Genomic DNA, 19,033 nt, shown 5'->3' with positions numbered 1-19,033 from the left:
GGGCACAGGCTAGGGGATATCATGCTAAATAAATCTACGTTAGGCGTAGCGGTTGCTGCTGCGTTGTCTTTTTCTGTGTCTGCGGATGAGCAATCAATCGAGCACATCACAGTGACTGCCAATAAATTCGAACAATCTATTAATGAAGTCTTAGCGAGCGTTACAGTCATTGACCGTGCTGATATCGATGCAAGCTATGTTCGCGACTTACCTAGTTTACTGGCAACACAAGCCGGTTTCCAAATTAATGCTAATGGTGGTTTTGGGCAAAGTTCAGGTGTTTCACTTCGGGGTGCCAGCTCACGTCATACGCTTATTTTAATTGATGGTGTACGCACAGGTTCGGCAACGCTGGGCTATAAAAGTATTAGCAATATTCCGTTAAACAGTATTGAACGCGTTGAGGTCATTAAGGGTTCTCGTGCTGCTGTGTATGGCTCAGATGCGTTAGCGGGTGTGATCAATATTATTACTCGTAAAGCACAAAATACCACTTTGGATGTCACCTTTGGTTCAGATTCTTACCAAGAGTACCAAGTGGCTACTGGTGGTCAGATTGCAGACGTCGATATTTCTGTTAATGCAGGTTACGAAAAAACAGACGGCTTTGATGTATTGCAAGGTGTAGCGCCTGATGAAGATGGCTATGAAAATAAAAACCTTGGTTTTAACCTAGGCTATCAAAATGAGCGACTAGGGGAGCTTTTATTACAGGGTCAGTACTCAGAAGGTGAAGCGCAATACGATAGCTCTTTTAGTCCTGCTGATAGTACAGTAGAAAAAGGTGAGTTCGAAAACTACCAAGCTTCATTAGGTTGGAAAAAAGCATTCGAAAAACACGCCCATGCGATTGATATTGCAATCTCTAGCGACAGTTCAGATGACTCGCGTATCGACTACACCGGTGCAACGGTGGTTGATAAGTTTGAGACAGAACGTGAGCAAATCGATTACAACGGCCAATATTTTTTAAATCAAAGTTTAACAATTAGCGGTGGTTTAAACTGGTATAAAGATGAAGTAAATACTAATTCTGGCACTTATCTAAAAGACAGTCGTGAGATATTCGCTGCGTTTGTTGGGGCTTACTACGATGATGAGCACGTGCTGGCAAATCTAACGGTACGACAAGATGATGACCAACAATTTGGTGACGAAACAACCTATACGGCAGCGGTCGGTTATCATCTAAATGACATCGCGACATTCCGCTTAAGCCAAAGCACCGGCTTTAAGTCACCAACCTTTAATGATCTGTATTATCCCGGCTCTGGTAACCCAGAACTCAATCCTGAAACATCAGACAACCAAGAGTTAGGTTTATCACTTAATGTGAATGATATCAGCCTAGATATCGCTATTTTCCGCAGTGAAATAGATAACAAAATTGCCTGGGCACCAAATGCATCCGGCGCTTGGCAACCAACGAATATCAATCAAGCTCGCCACGAAGGGGTTGAATTTAGCTTTAAAAACCAAGTGCTAGGTTTTGATCACAGCTTCAATTTTACTTACCTATCAGCAGAGGATACTGAAACAGGTAATGCATTGACCTATGTATCTAAACACAGCGTGAATTGGTCATTACATAAAGCATGGGGCGACTTTGATGCCGGTATTGATATGCAATATCGCGGTGATCGAGATGGCAAACTGACACACTTACCTTCATACACGTTATGGAACCTTGTGGGTCATTACCAAGCAACCGATAACCTGACCGTGTCACTTCGCGTAGAAAATCTATTCGATAGAGAATATAACGCCGTTGATGCGTATGGGAAAGATCTCGATGGTGATTTCATCAACGACGAATTTTATTACTACAATACGCCAGAGCGTCGCTTATTTGTAGGTGCCCGTTATCAGTTCTAATAATAAAGGAAATTATTAGTTCTGCGTCTAAAAGCTCGCTACCTACTTAGCGGGCTTTTTTCATTTTAATTTATCGGCGTAATAACGAGCGAACTTTTCAAGTTTAGGGGCAATAAGAATACTGCAATAACCTTGGTTCGGGTTTTCGTTATAGTAATCTTGATGGTACTGCTCTGCTGGGTAAAAGTGTGTAAGCGGGCTCAGCTCGGTGACAATCGGCTCACGAATTTGTTTTTGTAAGGCTGCTATCATCGCCTCTGCTTCATCTTTTTGCTGTTCATCATGATAATAAATGACACTGCGGTATTGTGTGCCAACATCATTACCTTGGCGGTTTAATTGTGTCGCATCGTGCAGCGTAAAAAACATTTCAAGTAAGGTATTGTAGCTGATAATGCTGCTATCAAAGTCCAGTTGTACGACCTCGGCGTGTCCGGTTAACCCCGTACAAATCTGCTGATAACTGGGGTTTTCAATCTCGCCGCCAGCATAACCAGAGCTTACATTTAATACGCCTTTGACGCGTCTGAATGCGGCATCAATACACCAAAAGCAGCCACCACCCAATGTGGCTATTTGTATGTTGTTATTCATGTTTTACTCCCTCACTGTTTTGCTGACTATAGCTGAAAAAACAAAACGCCGTAAAGACGGCGTTTTGTTAAAAGCTACAGAGCGTCTAAATTTCTTCTAACGGTTTGTCTTTCGCTTGCTGTTCCAGTTTACTTTGTAAGTACTCTGGTGACTGTGTATTACGCGCAAAGGCAGTATACGCAGCGGGCACAACAAACAAGGTGAGTAAGGTTGCCACAATTACGCCGGTGAATACCACAACACCAATTACCATACGGCTTTCTGCACCCGGACCACTTGCGAGTACTAGCGGTACAGAGCTCATTACGGTTGTTAATGAGGTCATAATGATGGGACGTAAACGCTGCGTAGCAGCTTGTGTAATGGCTTCGTTAAACTCAACGCCTTTATCTCGTAGCTGGTTTGCAAATTCAACAATCAAGATGCCATTTTTAGCACTTAAACCTATTAGCATCACAATACCAATCTGGCTGTAAATATTTAGCGTTAAGTCTGTGTACCATAAACCAAATAAGGCCCCAACTAAACCGAGTGGCACGGTTAGCATGATCACCAGTGGGTGAATAAAACTTTCAAACTGGGCTGCAAGCACTAAGAACGTCACTGTCAGCGCAAGGATGAACACATAGGTCATCGCTGATGCACCTTCGTAAAACAGCTGAGACTCACCTTTGTAATCAATGGCGCCATCAATGTCGTTCTCTTCAGCGGCAACCTGATTTAAAAAGTTCAGTGCTTCTTCTAAGGTGTAGCCATCAGCTAAGTTGGCGCTAAGAGTAATCGCACGCATACGGTTGTAGCGATTTAAACGTGATGCAGTCGCTTCTTCTTTTAGCGTAATGAGGCTATCTAGCGGCACGAGTTCACCACTACGTGATTTTAAGTAGATGTTTGAGATATCCGTTGGGTTAGCAAAGTCTTCTTTGGTCCCTTTTAGGATCACATCGTACTCTTCACCACGGTCGATAAAGGTTGTCACTCGACGTTGACCTAGCATGGTTTCAAGAGTGCGGCCTACATCGGATACAGACACGCCTAAATCAGCGGCTTTGTTTTTATCGATATTGATTAAAAACTGTGGGAATGTCTCTTTATAGTCGTGGTCAATGCGCACAAGGCCTGGGTTTTTCTCAGCACGCTTAATAATGCGGTCACGCCAATCGGCTAATTGGTCGTAATCGTTACCTTGTAATACGAACTCAATTGGGCGTGATGAGCCACCGCCACCAATACCACTGCGCATGATAGCAAAGGCTCGAATGTCGGTCACTTCTTGCATTTTTCCACTAATTTCATCGATCACTTCCCATGTTGAGCGTTTTCGTTTATCCCAATCGGCCATACCAACGATTGCAACACCCCCTTGGCCGCCCCAGCCAGGTACACGAATGAGCACACGGCTCAACTCACCAGACTCTGAATATGGCATTAAACGCTCTTCGATTTTAGCCATATTAGCGGCGTTATTTTCGTAACTTGCCCCTTCAGGGCCGCTCATCATGATAAAGAAAGTACCGCGGTCTTCTTTTGGCGTCAGTTCCGAAGGAATTTGCTGAAATAGCATGAAGCTGGCAACGCCTGTCATGATCATGGTGAGCAACAAGCTCCATTTTCGACTCATGTTTGATGCTAGTGAATTACGATACGCCTGTTCAATTTTGGCAAATGTTTTATCCATCCATTGGCTAAATTTACTTTCTTTTTCAGAGGCTTTAAGTACCTTTGAGCACAGCGCTGGTGACAAGGTTAGCGCGGTAATACTTGAGAAAAACACAGCCGCACTCACTGCCATGGCAAATTCTGTGAACAATGCGCCAATACGGCCATCCATAAAGACCAGTGGCACAAACACTGAAATAAGCACCAGCGTGGTGGCAATAATGGCAAAGCCTACTTCACGTGCCCCACGAAAGGCAGCAAGTAAAGGTGGCTCACCAAGCTCTATACGGCGGTGAATGTTTTCAAGCATTACAATGGCATCGTCGACCACTAAACCAATGGCTAACACTAAAGCGAGTAGGGTAAGCAAGTTGATTGAGTATCCCATGGCAAGCAAGAACATAAAGCTACCAACGAGTGCCACAGGAACAGTAACTGCGGGCACTAAAGTCGCACGAATACTCCCCAAGAATAAGTAGATAACTAAGACAACCAAGGCCATTGAAATAGCGAGTGTGCGGTACACTTCGTTAATCGATTCTTTGATGAACACTGACGAGTCGTAGCTGTCTTGAATCGTGGTGCCTTCAGGTAGGTTACGTTTTATTTTCTCAAGTTCGGCGCGGGCATTGTCTACCACCGTAAGGGTGTTCGCTTTTGCTTGTTTTACAATGCCTAAACCAATCATGTTACGGCCATTACCACGGAATAAACTTTCGTCGTCAGCGGCTTCTAAATGCACATCGGCCACTTCACCTAGGCGCACTAAGTAGCCGTCGTCGCCCCGTTTAATAACCAGGTTTCTAAAGTCGCGTTGATCCTTATAGCTGCGTGCTGTACGCACAGTAAAATCACGGTCAATCGATTCAATCTCACCAGCGGGAAGTTCAACGTTTTCTGTGCGTAAGGTATTCTCGATATCGCTGCTGGTAATCCCGCGCGCCGCCATGGCTTTGCGGTTTAGCCAAATTTTCATGGCGTACTTACGCTCACCACCGACACGTACATTCGACACACCATCAACTACGGCTAAACGGTCGACAATAAAACGCTGTGCGTAGTCAGAAAGTTGCAACGAATCCATTGTCGAACTATTCAGGACAAACCAAGCGATTGGACTTTCATCGCTGTTCGATTTTGACACCTCAGGTGGGCGTACTTGTTCTGGTAGGCTATCAAGCGCACGTGCTACACGCTCACGCACATCGTTTGATGCGGCATCGATATCGCGACTGATATTAAACTCAATAGTGATGTTTGAGCGGCCATTACGGCTTGACGAATTAATGCTTTTAATCCCTTCAATACCCGAAATACGATTTTCGAGCACTTGGGTTATTTTGGTTTCAATAATTTCTGCACTGGCCCCAGTATACGATGTGCTTACACTCACAATCGGGGTTTCAATATCAGGGTATTCACGCAGTGGTAGCATCGAAAAAGCGACGAGACCAAAGGTAAGTAACAGTAAGTTTATAACGATCGCAAAGACCGGACGTTTAACGCTAGTATCTGTAATTTTCATGGTTTAGCCCTTGATACTAACTTTGCTGCCAGTGCGAATTTTGATAATGCCTTCAGTTACGACTTGTTGACCATCTGTTAGACCCTTATCGATGGCAACCCACCCGTTATGACGTCCCGCTACATGTACTTCAACTTTATTGGCAACCCCGTCTTCAATTTTGAATACATAGTGTTTATCTTGCTGAGGGATTACCGCTTTTTCAGGCACCATGAGTGCTTGGTTTGAACTCAGTTGTAATGCGGTGTTTAACAGCATACCAGGGCGTAATAAACCGCTTGAATTGGTAAAACTGGCCGTCACTTCAACACTGCGAGTAACCGAGTCAATGCGTGAGCTGATGTGCGTGACTTTGCCGTTAAAGGTTTTTCCTGGGTAAGCATCATTTTGAGTCATGACTTTCATGCCTAGCTGCAGTTGCGCAAGGTATTTTTCAGGAACTTTAAAGTCCACTTTTATAATACTGATATCATCGAGAGTGGTAATATTGGTGGTGCTATTAACATAAGTACCTATCGAGATTTCACGCTTACCTAATAAGCCTGAAAAAGGCGCTTTAATGGTCATTTCTGCCAGTTTAGTTTTGGCGCTTTCAAGCTGAGCTTCGGTGGCATCTACACGAGACAATTGCTCTTCAAGTAACGATTTAGCGGTTGCTTGCGAACGTGATAGTTCGGTTAAGCGGTCTAGTTGGCGTTTTTCTTCACGTAAATTGATACTTAATTCTTTTACTGCTAATTCTTCTTGTTGTGCTTGTAACTGAACTAGTTTTTGACCTTTACTTACTAAATCGCCATCATTGAAAAATATATCAGTCACATAGTCGTTTTGTGCACTGCGAATGAAGATCGCTTGATTCGCGCGCGCGCTGCCTATCGCTTCGATTAAAACGGCATTTTCTTCAGCCGTGACGGTATGTGCGACAACCTGGGTTGAACGGTCTCCAAAGTTGCTTTGCTCGCCTTGGCTTGAAGGTAAATATAAATAAATACATAACCCTAGCAAAAGGGTAATAATAAAAGGAAAAAGCGCTTTACCAGATTGTGTCGAATACATCATCGTGTTACCAGAAAATTAGTTGAGTGTAGTGTACAAAATTAGTACGTGCCCCGTATGTCAGGTATCTCATATATTTGTGCATTTGGCGTAAAAGTTAAAAGTTCAGCGCATTTGTTCCTTAATTGTTATGAGAAGAGAGGTGTAAGTATGAGTAAACAAATCAAGTGTCCGTATTGTTTAACGCTTAGAAAGATTGTTTTGGTCACAATTGTAATGTTTATTTTTTACTTTTCAGTGTATGGATAACAAAAACGCGATTTTAAAGGTACGGGCACAGGCTTCGCGACATGGTATTGAGTTTTTATTGGTCGGAGGCATTGGGCTTGTATTCATTATGCTCTTTAACCTGCTACGTCCCGGTGAGATTAGTATAGTGGAAATTTTTTTAGTCAGTAGCTGCCTTGCTGCTATATTTGTCGGCTTTTTAAAAACACAAGAGCCTTATTATAGCTTTACCTATACTAATCAGTTGCTTATATATCATCATAAAGTTGGGCATTGGCAATTAAAACGAGAAAACTTTCACCACAGTGGTGTCCCAAAAGTGGAACAAGGCTTAGAATACCTTGAGTTAAACGCAGTTGGTATTAAACTCAATAACATAGATGAATTTTTAACTCAGATTCACCCACGAATTGCAGGGCGATTATTAATAGAACAACGTCATATATTTATGCAAGTTGTTCAAAAACATTGCAAAAATGGCAATTGCCCATCAGAATGGTTAGTTGAAGAGACGGACTACACTGCCCCTAGTGGTCAGCTTTACAAAGGATTGATTGCCATGTTTGCTAATCGTACGCAGCATTTGAGGCAATTGACAGGGTACGATTTATTGTTGCCTGCCAATGCACTTGATACTGATATTTGGCAATTCAGTGCAGATTTGAATCGTTGGAAATTAAACCCTAGTGAATTTATCAATACTCGTTTACAGAAAGATGTAAGTAATTAGGTGGCAGTAAGTAGGAAAAGGCTATGAGTCAAGAACGTTCTTTTATTAAAAGTGGTCGAAACACAATTATTCATAAAGATAAAAAACTCGACTTAGTAATTGTGAATGGCGAAAACCACCCACGTATAAAAGTGACACAAAATGGTCTTGAACCGTTTAAAGAAGATCTGCCAAAAAACCGTCGTGAAGCAAAAGAGCGTTACCTCGAAATGGTTTACATCACCAGCCCTGATGTTTTTGCAGAAGAAAAACGTCTATTGTTCATTCAAGCCCTTGATGGCCGAGAATATAAGATAGATTACAGTAAAATTGGCACTAAATTGTTTGTGCGTATTCATCAAGAAAGTTACTTATAATTTAGGGTGTTCTTGGCACTTTACTTGCTAGTTATCTTCTTATTTGGCCGTTGGTTATAAAGCCAACGTTGCATTTTAAGGTGGTAAACATGAGATTAGTGCCTCTTGTAGTTGTTGCATTAACGACACTCACAGCCTGTGGGGGCGGTGGGTCGAGTGACACAACACCAATCGCTGCGACAGTTAATGCTGGAGCTGATCAGCAAATTATTGAAAAAAGCGAGTTTACATTATTGGCTAAGGGCTCGCCTGCTGATGGAACATTTACGTGGCAACGAGTAAGTGGCCCTGTTGTAGAGGGGTTCCCAGCAGAAGGTGCTGAGCAAACTCTCACTGCCCCTGATATTAAGCGAGACTCAGAGCTCGTACTTAAAGTTAATTATCAAACGGGTGATGGTCAGTTAGTCAGTGATGAAGTAAGCATATTCATTACCTCTAATAACCAGCTGCCTGTTGCCGTGATCACGCAAACTGCACCGCAAGAACTGCCCTCAAAATACAATGATACTATTGTGCTCAGTGGTGAAGAGTCTGTCGATATTGATGAAAATGGTTCGATAGACAGTTATTTATGGACTCAGCTTTCGGGCCCAGATTTAACCGTTGATAGCTTTAATAATCAAACGATTAGCTTTACTCACCCGCTGCTAGAATCAAACACGCCAATGACATGGCGACTAACAGTGACCGATGATGAAGGGGGCTCTGCAAGCTCTGAACAGTCATTTACGCTTAATAAAACCCTTGAAGTAATCATTGCTAACGCTGGGGAAGATCAGCAAGTTATAGAGTTTGATACCGTTACGCTTGATGCAAGTAACAGTGAAATTGTGACTGCAACCAAACAGTGCTATTGGGAACAACTAACGGGTGAAATAGTCACCCTTGCAAATCAAAATCAATGTATCACCACATTCATTGCCCCTGATGTTGATACCGACACAGAACTTAGTTTTGAGGTTACCGTCACCGACAGTAAATCGCGCAGTGATACAGATACGGTAGTGATTGGTATCAGCCCTAAACCCCTCGGCCTTATAAATGATACGGGCATGAGCGATTGCTATAACAACACGCAAAAAATTAACTGCAAAAGTGACAACTTCCCAGCTCAAGATGCAGATTTAGGGCGTGACAGTGTTGCTAATCAACTTGATAAAGTAGGCCAAGGTGACTTGGCATTTGATTTTACAAAATTAAATGAATTTGCGGATGAGCTGCCAGACGACGCAGTAAACTTTAGTTGTGTACGCGATAACGTGACAGGCTTAATTTGGGAAGTAAAAGCGGCAAGTGCCACACTGCCACCGGCAACCACTAACCGTGCAGCAACAAATCATTACACGTGGTATTTAAATAGTAACAACGGGGTACAAACGGGCAGTGTTCAAGGTGCAGCAAACTCAACGTGCCCAAGTAACACTGCGTGTGGTTTACAAACGTATGTGAATGAAGTGAATGCGATTGATTTTTGCGGCGGCACTAATTGGCGTGTTCCTACCTATACCGAACTTCTGGGAATACTGGATTACGCTAAACAAGGTGAAGCAAGCTTACTCAACAGTGAGTTTTTTCCAAATCAGCCAAGCAATATTCAGCTAAGCGATGATGGCAACCCGTTTATGCCGTATTGGACATCACAAACCGCTGTGGATGGTACCAGTTTGTCGCAGGCATATATCATTGATATGAGTAGCGCAAACGACTTGGCCTACCCGAAAGGGAAAACCGCCTTTGTCCGCTTAGTAAGAACACCGGGAGAATAATATGCGTAAACTATCTTTCTATGCATCGGTTGCCTTACTGGCAACACAGCCTACATTTGCTATGGCGCAGGTTTGCTACGATGCGGTAACGCAAACGACCCCAGACAGCCGCTTTGTCATTAACGAAAATGGCACGGTAAGTGATGTAGAAACAGGCTTAATGTGGCAACGTTGTAGCTTTGGACAAACTTACAATAGTGCAACGGCAACATGTGAAGGCACCAGCCAGCAGCTAACCTGGGGTGAAGCATTACGCGGTGCAAAGAATACGCGTCTTGCCGGTTTTTCTGATTGGCATGTGCCTAATGTAAAAGAGTTAGCCAGTATTTTAGAGCATCGATGCGTGCAGCCGAGTATTAACGAAAGTGTCTTTCTTGCTACTAAGCTGCAAAATTACTGGAGCAGCACATCAGGAAAAGAGCGAACAGACCTTGCTTGGGTTTATCAGTTTGATAAAGGCATAAACAGTCTTCACGCTAAAGAATCCGATGTATTTCTGCGACTCGTACGTTATGAAAAATAATTTTTAATGATAGATAGCCGCGCGTTTTCAAGCGCGGTTTTTATGTCGGCCCCTTTAATTCCTTGGGCGATAAATTGCTGTGGATCGACAGCGCTTGCCTGTTCAGTCACTTGGTGTAGTTGTGTTATACATGCCACTGGCTTTTGTTCACTTATTTCTAACGCCTTGAGTACGGCGTTTAAACGCTCAGGACGACGCCATAAATCAAGTCGGTTAAAACAGCCTAGCAGTGCGTCACAATCCGGCTGCTTGTCAGTCAATATTGAACGATGAGCAACAGTGTTAAGAGCAACATCACGCACTTCATTTGGTAGACGGATCTGCTGTGCGATTGTGTGAATATCAGATTCTGTCAGCGAGAGTGTCACTTGGCTAAAAAGTAATGCTGTGTCTGTAATAGAGTGCTTGTTGGCATAATCAAAGCGCGCTTGCATCGTTTGATACAATGCATCACTCCACTGTGATTCTAACGTGGGGCTGATCACATGTAAGCCTCCAATTTTAAAGAGAGTATTTAAAAACTCTGCAAATGCGCCATCACTAAGAGATTTTTCGCATTCTAACCAAACTCGTTCCGCTGTGAGTGTTTCAAGCTCGCCTGCTTTTACCATCGCAATAAGCAAACGTTCTGTTTCTGGCGCAATAGAAAAGCCTAAATAATGATAACGAGCAGCAAATCGGGCGACTCGTAAAATACGTAACGGATCTTCAGAAAACGCATCTGAAACATGGCGTAATAAACGGTTCTCGATATCGCTTTGCCCACCAAAAGGGTCAACTAATGTGCCATCTTCGGCTTGCGCTATTGCATTAACAGTTAGGTCTCGGCGGATTAAGTCTTGTTCTAAAGTGACATCGGGCGTGAAATCGCAGATAAATCCCGTATAACCTTGGCCTTGTTTCCGCTCAGTTCGGGCAAGTGCATATTCTTCTTTTGTTTTTGGGTGCAAAAAAACAGGAAAGTCTTTGCCGACTTGTTGGTAGCCTTGTTTAATTAGTTGCTCGGGAGTTGCACCTACGACAACGTAGTCGCGTTCTTTTACTTCACGACCTAACAGTGCGTCTCTTACAGCGCCACCGACCAAATAAACCTGCATAGTACACCTATTATTTTTACCTTTTCGGTATTTTACGTTATTTGCCAGCGATACCCAAACTCCAAAAAATAGGCGCTTTATTCGGGGCCGTGTTTTTTATCTTAAAGTAATTTTAGTATAACGTACGAACAAGGTTTTAAGTCGCGTAGTTTTTTGCCATTATAGGCCGTGATTTTAAACGCAAGGAACATCACGGTGTATTTAAGCTATTTTGGCTTGTCAGAAAAACCTTTTTCGATTGCCCCTAATCCTGAATATTTATTTCTTAGTGAGCGTCATAAAGAGGCCTTAGCGCACCTTACTTATGGACTAGGTGAAGCCGGCGGTTTTGTACTTTTAACCGGCGAAGTGGGAACAGGTAAAACAACATTAACCAGAAGTCTGCAAGAGCAGTTACCTGAAAACACGCAAGTCGCACAAATTCACAACCCGGCATTGTCTCAACTTGAATTGCTAGCCAGTATTTGCGACGAACTTAAGATTGACTATGACAGCGAAAATGCCACATTAAAAACCTTAACAGATGTGATTAAAAAGCATCTTGAGGCGAATAATTTAGCAGGCGGTCATACCATCTTAATTATCGATGAAGCACAGTTGCTGGCTCCCGATGTGCTTGAGCAATTACGCTTATTGACGAATATAGAAACAGATCATAAAAAGTTACTACAAATAGTGTTAGTTGGGCAGCCTGAGCTACAAGAGCTATTAAAACGCACCGAACTTAGACAACTTGCTCAACGTATAACGGCGCGTTACCACTTATTACCGCTTAGCGAAGGCCAAGTGTTTGCTTATGTTAAACACCGTTTACTCAAAGCAGGCACTGAACAAGCGCTCTTTTCTGCTGATGCCTTAAAAGCGATTTACCAAGTAACAGAAGGGGTGCCAAGGCTTATTAATTTATTGTGTGAGCGCTGCTTAGTTGGGGCTTTTTCACAGCAAAAGCTGAGCATTGATAGTGAGCTTGTCATGCGCTCAGCAGTTGAAGCTTTACCGCCAAGCAGTGCGCCTATTTCGTCAACTGCGAACAAAGAGCCAAGTTATGTTTGGCTTTATCCTGTTTCATTTTTAGCCGTATTGGGTATGGGTATTGGTTTATCTTACCTAATATAACGAGTGATCATTTATGTCATTACTTTTAGATGCAATTAAACAATCTGGTCAACACGAGCAAACAGCGATTGATCATGACCACGCTGCTCTGCAGCTTAAACAACAACAAGAATTAACCCGTTATCGCCGTCTTGCCTTTTCGTTTGGGTTATTACTAGCGGTTATTTTAACGCTGATGGCAGGCTTCTCTATTGGTAAATGGCTGCAAAAAAATGAACCTTTTGCGCAAAAGCAAGTTACTAGTAACAGTGCTGAAGAGACACAAAGTTCTTCACAAGCAACAGATACTTTAGCGGCAACAGATACAAATAATGTACCTGTAAAAGAGGAGGCACCCGCAACAGCCGTTCCGCAATCTGCCAATACACAGGCTAATCCACCTGTTAACAATACTGCGAATAATATGGGCCAAGTGCCTGTTACAGTCGCACCTCAGCAGCAAATGATGCAGCAAGTTCCTGTGCAAGGGCAGCAATATCAATGGGTGCAAGTACCCGTTAATACTGTGCCTGTTTATGCTAATCAAGGTTATCAAGGGCAACCTGTTTATCAACAGCCTGTGTATCAAAATCAGCCAATTTATCAGCCTCAGCAACCGCAATTTTCGCAGCCAATGCAAATGCAACAAATGACACCGCAGCAAATGAGCAGTCGAGACATTGACATGAGCAAATACAAGGTGCTGGGTAAGCCGCTAAATGATCAAAGCCCATCGCAAGTCAACCAAACCGTGGTTGATGACGAATTTAACGACGTGCCTAATAACTTAAAAAGTGCCTTCGAGAGAGCAGTGCAAGATGTCGATAATAAGCATGTGGCTGATATAACGCGCAGTACTAAAAACTCATCATACGCAGAGCCTGTCGAACTGCTGCCTGACTCGCTGCAAAGCTTGATCCCAACAATTAAGTATCAGGCGCATATTTATGCCTCTGAAGCCTCTAAACGTTGGATAAAGATAAATGGTCGTGAATTGTATGAAGGCGATAACATTGGCGTACTCAATGTGATAGAAATCACACCTGAGCAAAGTTTATTTAGTTACGACGGTTACGAGTTTACGTTAAAAGCACTGCAAGACTGGCCTGAGTAGCCAGTCTTATATTTAAAAATAGTGGTTATGGCAAAATTGAGTTTTTGAAGAAGCGGATCAGATCGACATTAAAGTCATTGGGTCTGACTGCTGCTTCTAAGCTATCGTGACAACGGTTATTTGCTAAATCAATATCTTGCACTTCGGTATAGTGTGCATGTTTGGCGTTATAAAACACTTTTACCACGGGTTTTAATGGGCTGCTTGGGTTACTTCGTGTAACCACGGCAAGCTTTTGGCTTTCAAGTTTCACCAAGGTGCCGACAGGGTGAATACCGATACATTGAATAAATTTCGTTACAAGGTCGCCATCAAAACTATCTGGGCAGCCATCTTTTAGAATTTTAAATGCTTTAATTGGCTCCATACCGGCTTTATAGACTCGCTCTGCGGTGAGTGCGTCATATACATCAACAATCGACGCCATACGAACGTACAGGCTTAATTCATCACCATGCTTACCGAATGGGTAGCCGCTGCCATCTAATCGCTCATGATGGAAACCCGCAATTTCAACTGCGATGCCACTGAGGCCTGATTGTTCTAATATTTCTTTGCTGAAACGGGCATGGTCTTGAATGATTTGATATTCTTCGTCTGTTAACTTACCTGGCTTATTGAGTATTTCATCAGGTATTTTTATTTTGCCAATATCATGCAGTAGGGCACCTGTCGCTATTTCTTGAATGATGCTTTTATCGATGCCTAAGTGTTTGGCAAAAATGCTAATAAGAATTGAAACGTTAATTGAGTGTTCGAGTAAATAGGCGTCTTTTTCGCGCATTCTGGTAATGCAGGCAAGGGCATCTTGATTACGGAAAACGGAGTCCATAAAGCCACTGGCCAATTCTTGAAATGGCGCAATATCAATTTTATTACCAGTACGAATATCATTAAATGCTTTGCTTTGGAGTGATTTTGCTTCGTTGTATAAACTATTCGCTTTGGCCATTTCTGCAGACACGCTATGCGATGTATGCCAGGGGTTATGGGCGACGGTTTGCGGCTCTGGCGGCGAAGTGTTTTGCTGCTCTTCCACTTTATTGTCACTGCTCATTGTGAGCGTTTTATCGGGGTCGATAACGACTTCTAAGATACCCGCTTTAGCTAGTTTATCGATACCTCCCTGAGTCTTCACCCATCCTTGGTTTTTAATGCGGATTTTGCCTGTCTGCTTTGTAACGCTTTGTACAAACATACCGGGCTTAAGTTGATCAATAGGGAGAGTTTTCAAGGCCTTTACTTCAAGTTAAATACATTACCTTTAACCTAGCAGATATTTTGTCTTCTAGTAAATAATAATAAAGGTGATAATTTTGAAATTGGAGCAGCTTTTCGTCTATAAAGTGGTTGTTTTTCTTAATGTTAGGGTATTTTATCTGGGTATAAAAAAGCCCCTGTTAGGTACAGGGGCTTTTAGATTTTATAACAGCAAAGTTAGTTAACTTTTATGCGCTGTTTACTCATCGTCTTCAACAAGCGTCATCAGTGATGTATTACCCCCTGACGCTGTTGTATCGATACTGATTGTTTTTTCAGTCAGTAAGCGCTTGATTAACGTATCGTAGTACTCAGAGCTAATCACTGGCAGAATCGCCCCTTTACGTTGTGCTAACTGTTGGCTGAAATAGCCTAAACGTGATGAGCGAGCTGCTACAACCGCACCGGCAAGGTGAGGGTGTGCCAAGATAGCTTGTAACTGGTTAGGCTTAGCAACTTGGAATACACCTTCGGCGATACCTGTTGAAATAAACTTGTCTTTGAAAGCAACCGCTTCTTCGTAGAACAGTTCAGATGCAACGGTGATGACTGTATTACCCGCAGCAAGTGCTGTGATAATTGAAATCGCCCAGAAGTTAAATGAAGTACTCTTATCGGCATAACACACAACACAACCACGAGGCTCAAGGTGAAGCGTATTAGATTCACCTGTTGGTCCAGGTAATACAGTGTGTTTACGCATGTGCTTTTCAAGGCGGTTAAGCTGCGCACGTGCATCGGCTAATGTTAATGCTAAGTCATCAGCAAGCTCGTCGATAATTTCGACAGTAGCGACTTTTGCTAACAACTGACGTACCGCAGAAACGCGGTCGTTTAACGGTGTTGCACGCCAGATTTTTTCATCGCGTAATGAGTTTTCCATTAGCTTAGCAACTTGCTCAGCCGCACCTGAATAATGGTGAGTGTCTAGCTCATCAGGTGATAGGTTCGTCATTTGTACGTTATCAGGTGACGCTTTTTCTTTCACAAGACGTTGTAAGTAGTTAGGACCACCTGCTTTAGGGCCAGTACCTGAAAGGCCACGACCACCAAATGGTTGCACACCAACAATTGCACCAATCATGTTACGGTTTACGTACACATTACCTGCACGAGACATTTTTGCTAAGTATTCACAACGCTCTTCAATACGTGAGTGAATACCCATTGTTAGACCGAAGCCTGTGCCATTGATTTGATCAATCACATTATCAAGCTCTGAGCCTTTGAAACGAATAATGTGCACACATGGACCAAATACTTCGCGTTTAAGTACAGAAAGGTCTTTAATTTCATATAAACGCGGTGCGAAGAAATAAGCGCCATTTTCGTTGTTATCAGGAATAGCACACTCGTAATGAAGTGTTGCATTACCTTTTAAGTATTCAACGTGTTCGTTTAAGTTTTTCAGTGCTTTTTCGTCAATTACAGGACCAATGTCAGTCGAAAGTAATGAAGGGTCGCCAACATGAAGCTCTTTTAATGCGCCTTTGATCATCTCAATGATGCCATCAGCAATATCTTCTTGTAAGAATAAAACACGTAATGCAGAACAACGTTGACCCGCACTTTGGAAGCCAGAGCTGATCACATCATCAACAACTTGCTCAGGAAGCGCTGTTGAGTCAACGATCATACAGTTTTGACCACCTGTTTCTGCAATTAACGGCACTTGAATGTCGTTTCGTGCAGCCAGTGTTTGCGAGATGATTGTGCCTGTTTCAGTTGAACCTGTGAACATCACAGCTTGAATACGCTCATCAGGTACAATTGTCTTACCTACTTCGCTACCACGTGCAATAACAGGTTGTACAACATGCTCAGGTAAGCCAACAGATAACATAAGGTCAATTGTACGAAGCGCAATTAAACTTGTTTGCTCAGCTGGTTTTGCAATCACCGTGTTACCCGTTACGATAGCAGCAGCAACTTGGCCTAAGAAAATAGCAAGCGGGAAGTTCCATGGGCTGATACATAAGATCACACCACGCGCTTCAAAACGCTCATCTTCAGATAACTCTTCAGCACGAGCAGCGTAATAACGGCAGAAATCAACGGCTTCACGCACTTCATCAATGCCATCTTGCGCCACTTTACCCGCTTCTTTAATACAAAGAGCGACGAGTTCATCGTGGTGACGCTCTAAAATATCAGCGATGCGGCGAAGTAAGTTAGCGCGTTCTTTAACCGGTGTTTGTGACCATGATTCAAACGCTTTTTCAGCATTTTCAAGAAGCGCAGTCATCTCGTCAGATGATTGTAGTTTCACATGACCAATGATTTCTTTGTGGTTCGCAGGGTTTTTAACTGCAATTGAACCTTCTGGTACATCATTTAACTCAATGCGATTTTCTGCAAACCAGGTGTCTAGGTTTTCTTTAAATGGTGTAATGGCATTGATGTCAGTTAAATCCATGCCTTTTGAGTTCGCTCGCTCGTCACCGTATAAATCGATAGGCATCTTGATTTGCGTGTTGTACTTATTACGCAACCCTTGCAGTGTTTCAACTGGGTCAGGTAACAGTGCTTCAACTGGTTGAGTGGTATCAACAATCGCGTTAACAAACGATGAGTTAGCGCCGTTTTCTAATAAACGACGTACTAAGTATGCAAGTAAGTCTTCATGCTGACCTACGGGTGCGTATACACGACACTGAATTTTTTCTTGTTCAACGATTTGGTCGAACAGTGATTCACCCATACCGTGTAAACGTTGGAATTCGAAGCCTTCGTGATCGCCTTTTGCAACTTCTAAAATCGTCGCTGCTGTATAAGCATTGTGTGTTGCAAATTGCGGATACAGAACATCGCGTGCTTCAAGCAGTTTAATCGCACAGGCTTTGTATGATACGTCGGTAGTCGCTTTACGGGTAAATACAGGGTAGTGATCTAAACCATCTTGTTGTGTGGTTTTGATTTCGGTATCCCAGTATGCGCCTTTTACAAGACGAACCATTAATTTGCGGCCAACACGGCGTGCAAGGTCTGCAACCCACTCAACAACGAAAATAGCGCGTTTTTGGTAGGCTTGAACTGCTAAACCGAAACCTTGCCAGTTACCCAGTTCTTCATCACTGAATACCGCTTCGATAATATCTAAAGAGATATCTAAACGGTCAGCTTCTTCAGCATCAACCGTAAAGCCGATATCGTAGCTTTTAGCTGCAAGTGCAAGTTCTTTTAGTTTTGGTACGATTTCAGCCATAACACGTTCACGATGCGTGAACTCGTAACGTGGATGAATCGCAGAAATTTTCACTGAAATACCCGGGCTCTTTATTGGGCCACGACCATTTGCAGCTTTACCAATTGCATGAATGGCTGTCATGTAGCTTTGGAAATAACGCTCAGCATCTTTCATGGTGCGCGCGCCTTCACCTAGCATATCGTATGAGTATACGTAGCCTTTTTGTTCTTTATCAGCAGCACGTTCAATTGCTTCGTCAATGGTACGACCCATTACGAACTGCTTACCCATGATCTTCATCGCGAAGTTCACAGATTTACGAATAACCGGTTCACCTAAACGACCAATGGTTTTCTTAAGCACACCAAATTGTTGCTCTTTAGATTTGTCGCTGTAGTTAACCATTTTACCCGTTACTAACAGACCCCAAGATGAGGCGTTTACGAATAAAGAGTCACTGCTACCTAAATGCGAACTCCAATCACCCTTGGCAAGCTTGTCACGGATAAGCGAGTCTTGCGTTGCCTTATCTGGAACACGTAGTAATGCTTCTGCTAAACACATTAAAACAACGCCTTCTTCACTCGATAGTGAGAATTCGTTTAACAGTGCATCGACACCGCTTTGACCATCTTGGTCGCGACGGATATTTAAAACCATTTGACGAGCACGTTCCCACGCTCGGCTACGGGCTTTAACGCCTACTTCAGCCAAAGGCAAAATGTGATCGATAACCGCATTTTCATCTATACGGTAAAAGTCGCGGATCTTTTGTCTAATTGGACATTCAGTTGTCAAATCGCCATTAAATAGCATATGTAACCCTCTGGTATGTGGAGTCTAGAAATAAACTAAAAGTATTTCTTACCATTGATATAATCCGTGCATTCTAATTAAAATCCAGCAGAATATGCTGGTTATATTTTTCGATTTACGATAATTTACAGGGCATACCGTTAACTTAGCCG

Annotated in this window: 13 protein-coding genes; 7 read left to right on the top strand and 6 right to left on the bottom strand. The window is 42.9% G+C overall.

All coding sequences use genetic code 11. The annotated features are described in order from the left end of the window. Positions 1-21 precede the first annotated feature (21 nt). Positions 22-1,875 carry a TonB-dependent receptor domain-containing protein gene (locus ACSSVW_RS05545; RefSeq protein WP_454178993.1) on the top strand — a complete coding sequence of 618 codons (1,854 nt, stop codon included), beginning with the start codon at positions 22-24 and terminating at the stop codon, positions 1,873-1,875. Positions 1,876-1,935: 60 nt separating this feature from the next. Here the strand turns inward: ACSSVW_RS05545 and msrA are convergent, their stop codons facing one another. From msrA to ACSSVW_RS05530, 3 genes are all read right to left on the bottom strand, one after another. Next, positions 1,936-2,469: a peptide-methionine (S)-S-oxide reductase MsrA gene (gene msrA, locus ACSSVW_RS05540; protein WP_036970858.1), complete on the bottom strand. Its 534-nt coding sequence runs from the start codon at positions 2,467-2,469 to the stop codon at positions 1,936-1,938. Between the two features lie 85 nt (positions 2,470-2,554). Then, the gene (locus ACSSVW_RS05535; protein ID WP_065978026.1) at positions 2,555-5,653 is read right to left on the bottom strand and encodes an efflux RND transporter permease subunit; all 3,099 of its coding nucleotides are present in this window, start codon (positions 5,651-5,653) and stop codon (positions 2,555-2,557) included. A gap of 3 nt (positions 5,654-5,656) precedes the next feature. Beyond that, positions 5,657-6,709 carry an efflux RND transporter periplasmic adaptor subunit gene (locus tag ACSSVW_RS05530; protein WP_036971758.1) on the bottom strand — a complete coding sequence of 351 codons (1,053 nt, stop codon included), beginning with the start codon at positions 6,707-6,709 and terminating at the stop codon, positions 5,657-5,659. Positions 6,710-6,950: 241 nt separating this feature from the next. On the opposite strand from ACSSVW_RS05530, the gene ACSSVW_RS05525 reads away from it, so the two are divergent. From ACSSVW_RS05525 to ACSSVW_RS05510, 4 genes are all read left to right on the top strand, one after another. Then, positions 6,951-7,667 (top strand): DUF2982 domain-containing protein, encoded by a 717-nt coding sequence (locus tag ACSSVW_RS05525; protein WP_036970855.1) that lies wholly within the window; start codon positions 6,951-6,953, stop codon positions 7,665-7,667. A 23-nt stretch (positions 7,668-7,690) separates the two neighbouring features. Continuing rightward, positions 7,691-8,023 (top strand): hypothetical protein, encoded by a 333-nt coding sequence (locus tag ACSSVW_RS05520; RefSeq protein WP_074988863.1) that lies wholly within the window; start codon positions 7,691-7,693, stop codon positions 8,021-8,023. A gap of 89 nt (positions 8,024-8,112) precedes the next feature. Further along, positions 8,113-9,789: an Lcl C-terminal domain-containing protein gene (locus ACSSVW_RS05515; protein WP_074988864.1), complete on the top strand. Its 1,677-nt coding sequence runs from the start codon at positions 8,113-8,115 to the stop codon at positions 9,787-9,789. 61 nt (positions 9,790-9,850) lie between these two features. Further along, positions 9,851-10,312, top strand: a complete 462-nt coding sequence (locus ACSSVW_RS05510; RefSeq protein WP_227006851.1) for an Lcl C-terminal domain-containing protein — start codon at positions 9,851-9,853, stop codon at positions 10,310-10,312. Here the strand turns inward: ACSSVW_RS05510 and ACSSVW_RS05505 are convergent. Beyond that, positions 10,300-11,409, bottom strand: coding sequence for a tRNA nucleotidyltransferase (locus tag ACSSVW_RS05505; RefSeq protein ID WP_065978028.1), 1,110 nt, complete (start codon positions 11,407-11,409; stop codon positions 10,300-10,302). The two genes, ACSSVW_RS05510 and ACSSVW_RS05505, sit on opposite strands and share 13 nt — an antisense overlap. Positions 11,410-11,604: 195 nt before the next feature. Between ACSSVW_RS05505 and ACSSVW_RS05500 the strand changes: the two genes are divergently transcribed. Together ACSSVW_RS05500 and ACSSVW_RS05495 are read left to right on the top strand one after the other, a co-directional pair. Further along, positions 11,605-12,525: an ExeA family protein gene (locus ACSSVW_RS05500; RefSeq protein WP_036970843.1), complete on the top strand. Its 921-nt coding sequence runs from the start codon at positions 11,605-11,607 to the stop codon at positions 12,523-12,525. Positions 12,526-12,538: 13 nt separating this feature from the next. Then, positions 12,539-13,618, top strand: a complete 1,080-nt coding sequence (locus tag ACSSVW_RS05495) for a general secretion pathway protein GspB (protein ID WP_454178992.1) — start codon at positions 12,539-12,541, stop codon at positions 13,616-13,618. A gap of 25 nt (positions 13,619-13,643) precedes the next feature. On the opposite strand, the gene ACSSVW_RS05490 is transcribed toward ACSSVW_RS05495, so the two are convergent. Next, complete coding sequence (locus tag ACSSVW_RS05490) at positions 13,644-14,852, bottom strand: HD-GYP domain-containing protein (RefSeq protein ID WP_065978031.1); 1,209 nt, start codon at positions 14,850-14,852, stop codon at positions 13,644-13,646. A 225-nt stretch (positions 14,853-15,077) separates the two neighbouring features. Then, entirely contained in the window at positions 15,078-18,881 is a 3,804-nt protein-coding gene (gene putA, locus ACSSVW_RS05485) for a bifunctional proline dehydrogenase/L-glutamate gamma-semialdehyde dehydrogenase PutA (protein ID WP_036970837.1), read from the bottom strand. Positions 18,882-19,033: the final 152 nt, after the last annotated feature.

The organism is Pseudoalteromonas sp. MBR-15, from assembly GCF_053628915.1.
This window is presented reverse-complemented; position numbering and strand designations above follow the sequence as displayed.

Excerpts from the sequence above, each read along its gene's own strand:
- ACSSVW_RS05505 (WP_065978028.1), bottom strand. The coding sequence starts at position 11,409 with ATGCAGGTTTATTTGGTCGGTGGCGCTGTAAGAGACGCACTGTTAGGT.
- ACSSVW_RS05515 (WP_074988864.1), top strand. The coding sequence starts at position 8,113 with ATGAGATTAGTGCCTCTTGTAGTTGTTGCATTAACGACACTCACAGCC.
- ACSSVW_RS05530 (WP_036971758.1), bottom strand. The coding sequence starts at position 6,709 with ATGTATTCGACACAATCTGGTAAAGCGCTTTTTCCTTTTATTATTACC.
- ACSSVW_RS05520 (WP_074988863.1), top strand. The coding sequence starts at position 7,691 with ATGAGTCAAGAACGTTCTTTTATTAAAAGTGGTCGAAACACAATTATT.
- putA (WP_036970837.1), bottom strand. The coding sequence starts at position 18,881 with ATGCTATTTAATGGCGATTTGACAACTGAATGTCCAATTAGACAAAAG.
- ACSSVW_RS05535 (WP_065978026.1), bottom strand. The coding sequence starts at position 5,653 with ATGAAAATTACAGATACTAGCGTTAAACGTCCGGTCTTTGCGATCGTT.
- ACSSVW_RS05510 (WP_227006851.1), top strand. The coding sequence starts at position 9,851 with ATGGCGCAGGTTTGCTACGATGCGGTAACGCAAACGACCCCAGACAGC.
- ACSSVW_RS05495 (WP_454178992.1), top strand. The coding sequence starts at position 12,539 with ATGTCATTACTTTTAGATGCAATTAAACAATCTGGTCAACACGAGCAA.
- msrA (WP_036970858.1), bottom strand. The coding sequence starts at position 2,469 with ATGAATAACAACATACAAATAGCCACATTGGGTGGTGGCTGCTTTTGG.
- ACSSVW_RS05525 (WP_036970855.1), top strand. The coding sequence starts at position 6,951 with ATGGATAACAAAAACGCGATTTTAAAGGTACGGGCACAGGCTTCGCGA.
- ACSSVW_RS05545 (WP_454178993.1), top strand. The coding sequence starts at position 22 with ATGCTAAATAAATCTACGTTAGGCGTAGCGGTTGCTGCTGCGTTGTCT.